Here is a 2,514-nt window from a genome sequence, read left to right on the forward strand (position 1 = left end):
TAACTGCAATATGGAGGCATGACCCATATTTTTTGATCCTCACGTGCTAGTTGTACGCTGCAGTCAAAAAATATGAAAAACCTTGCTCTTTTCCAAATTAAACTTCGTCTATTTTTAAGCTTTATATACAAAAAATTAATTTAAAAACCATATGAACCAACAATTAAACAATTTAACCTTGCCTATATACATGGATTATCAGGCAACAACGCCGCTTGATCCAAGAGTAATGGGGGCAATGTTGCCATATTTTACTACCAAATTCGGGAATCCTCATTCACGTAGCCATTCTTTCGGCTGGGAAGCAGAAAACGCCGTTGAAGAGGCAAGGAGTAGAGTAGCAAGGTTAATAGGAGCAGATACTAAAGAAATTATTTTTACCTCCGGTGCAACCGAATCTAATAACCTTGCAATAAAGGGAATAGCAAAATTTTACGGCAATAAGAAAAATCATATTATTACTATAGTCAGTGAACATAAATGCGTACTTGATGCTTGCAGGCATTTAGAGCAGGAAGGTATAAAAATCACATACTTACCAATTAAACCAAATGGAATAATCGATTTAGAAACTCTAAAAAATGCTATTACTGATCAGACTATGTTAGTTTCAGTTATGGCGGTTAATAATGAAATAGGTGTTGTTCAGCCTTTAAAGGAAATAGGAAAAATTTGCCGTGAAAGAGGCGTTTTTTTTCATTCTGATATTGCTCAAGGATTCGGTAAAATTCCAATTGATGTTAACGAGTTTAATATTGATCTTGCTAGTATCTCAGGGCATAAAATTTACGGTCCGAAAGGAATAGGGGCGTTATATGTAAGGAAAAAACCTCGTGTGCGTGTTACGCCACTCATAAACGGTGGCGGACAGGAGAGAGGTATGCGTTCGGGTACGCTACCGACTCCTTTAATCGTAGGGCTTGGCATGGCTGCTGAAATAGCGTATAATGAGATGGAAAAAGATACTAAGCACGTAAATTACTTATTCGACAGATTTTTAAATAATATACATAGCCGAATTTCGGAAGTTTATTTAAACGGTGATAAAAATCAAAGATATAAAGGCAATCTAAATCTAAGCTTTGCCGGAGTAGAGGGAGAATCAATTATCCTTGCCATTAAAGATTTAGCGGTTTCTTCCGGGTCTGCTTGTACTTCCGCCTCTTTAGAGCCGTCATATGTTTTACGTTCTATGGGAATAGGTGAAGAGCTTGCCCATACTTCGATTAGGTTCGGCATAGGTAGATTTACTACCGAGCAGGAAGTTGATTACGCAGTAGATTTAATATGTTCAAAAATCGATAAATTAAGGGAATTAAGTCCTCTTTGGGAAATGATGCAAGAGGGGATTGATTTGAAGAAGATTAAATGGGCTACTCACTAAAAATCGTCATTGCGAGGAGGCGCATAGTGCCGATGCGGCGATCTCATTAAGTAGTATAAAATTCCTGAGATTGCCGCGTCGCCTAGCTCCTCGCGATGACGTTGAAACAAATAAAACCAAATTTTAGAGAATAACAATGGCTTATAGCAAAAAAGTGATAGATCATTATGAGAATCCTCGTAATGTCGGATCGCTTAATAAAGAGAAAAAAAACGTTGGAACAGGACTAGTTGGGGCTCCCGCTTGCGGTGACGTGATGAAGTTACAAATCGAAGTTGATGATGACGGGATTATTACAGATGCTAAATTTAAAACATTCGGCTGCGGTTCAGCTATTGCTTCAAGTTCTTTAGTAACAGAGTGGGTTAAAGGCAGATCAATAAACGATGCCGAAGAGATTAAAAATACTGAAATAGCAAAAGAATTATCGCTCCCGCCTGTAAAACTTCATTGCTCACTACTTGCTGAAGATGCAATAAAAGCAGCTATTGCCGATTACAAACAGAAAAAAGAAATCAAAAAAGACTCTTAAAACATGAAAAATGTTATTTCATTAACCGATGCTGCGGCAAAGCAAGTAAAATTGCTAATAGGAAAACGAGCAAAACCTACTTTTGGTATTAGAGTAGGGGTTAAGGCCGGCGGTTGCGCCGGTCAAACTTACTATGTTGAGTATGCCGATAGTAAAAATCAATTCGATGAAGTAGTTGAAGAAAAGGGCGTACGGATACTAATCGATCCAAAGGCATTAATGTATATTCTCGGTTCTGAAATGGACTATGTAGAGACGAAATTCAAATCCCAATTCACTTTCACCAATCCTAACGAAAAAGCTAATTGCGGCTGCGGCAAATCTTTTAACGTGTAATAATGTTAATCCCACTTGATTAATTACCCACTATATATTATTCTATAAGTTATAATATAAAAAGTAATTTGTATGACACAAGCATGTATATTAAAACCAGATACGAAAGGAAGAATAACACTTGGTAAATTAGCTAAAGGGGTAAGTAGTTTTCACGTCATTGTGAATAGTAAAAAAGGACAAATTATTCTAGAGCCATATACAGAAATACCTTTAAAAGAAAGTTGGCTATTTAATTGTAGAAGTCAAGATTTAATCTTAC

At 36.7% G+C, this 2,514-nt stretch carries 3 protein-coding genes and 1 pseudogene; all 4 read left to right on the top strand.

Translation table 11 applies throughout. The features are described from left to right. The first annotated feature begins 151 nt into the window (after window positions 1-151). Window positions 152-1,384, top strand: coding sequence for an IscS subfamily cysteine desulfurase (locus tag KYQ89_RS00340; protein ID WP_218459817.1), 1,233 nt, complete (start codon window positions 152-154; stop codon window positions 1,382-1,384). 136 nt (window positions 1,385-1,520) lie between these two features. Continuing rightward, window positions 1,521-1,916: a Fe-S cluster assembly scaffold IscU gene (gene iscU, locus KYQ89_RS00345; protein ID WP_218459818.1), complete on the top strand. Its 396-nt coding sequence runs from the start codon at window positions 1,521-1,523 to the stop codon at window positions 1,914-1,916. A 3-nt stretch (window positions 1,917-1,919) separates the two neighbouring features. Next, entirely contained in the window at window positions 1,920-2,252 is a 333-nt protein-coding gene (locus KYQ89_RS00350) for an iron-sulfur cluster assembly accessory protein (RefSeq protein ID WP_218459823.1), read from the top strand. A 72-nt stretch (window positions 2,253-2,324) separates the two neighbouring features. Continuing rightward, a pseudogene (locus KYQ89_RS00355) lies at window positions 2,325-2,514 on the top strand (hypothetical protein); the annotation flags it as partial.

It is taken from the genome of Rickettsia sp. TH2014, assembly GCF_019249195.1.
Classification (GTDB): Bacteria; Pseudomonadota; Alphaproteobacteria; order Rickettsiales; family Rickettsiaceae; genus Rickettsia; species Rickettsia felis.

What these genes read in the sequence shown, in the direction of transcription:
- KYQ89_RS00340 (WP_218459817.1), top strand. Translation starts at nt 152, where the DNA reads ATGAACCAACAATTAAACAATTTAACCTTGCCTATATACATGGATTAT.
- iscU (WP_218459818.1), top strand. Translation starts at nt 1,521, where the DNA reads ATGGCTTATAGCAAAAAAGTGATAGATCATTATGAGAATCCTCGTAAT.
- KYQ89_RS00350 (WP_218459823.1), top strand. Translation starts at nt 1,920, where the DNA reads ATGAAAAATGTTATTTCATTAACCGATGCTGCGGCAAAGCAAGTAAAA.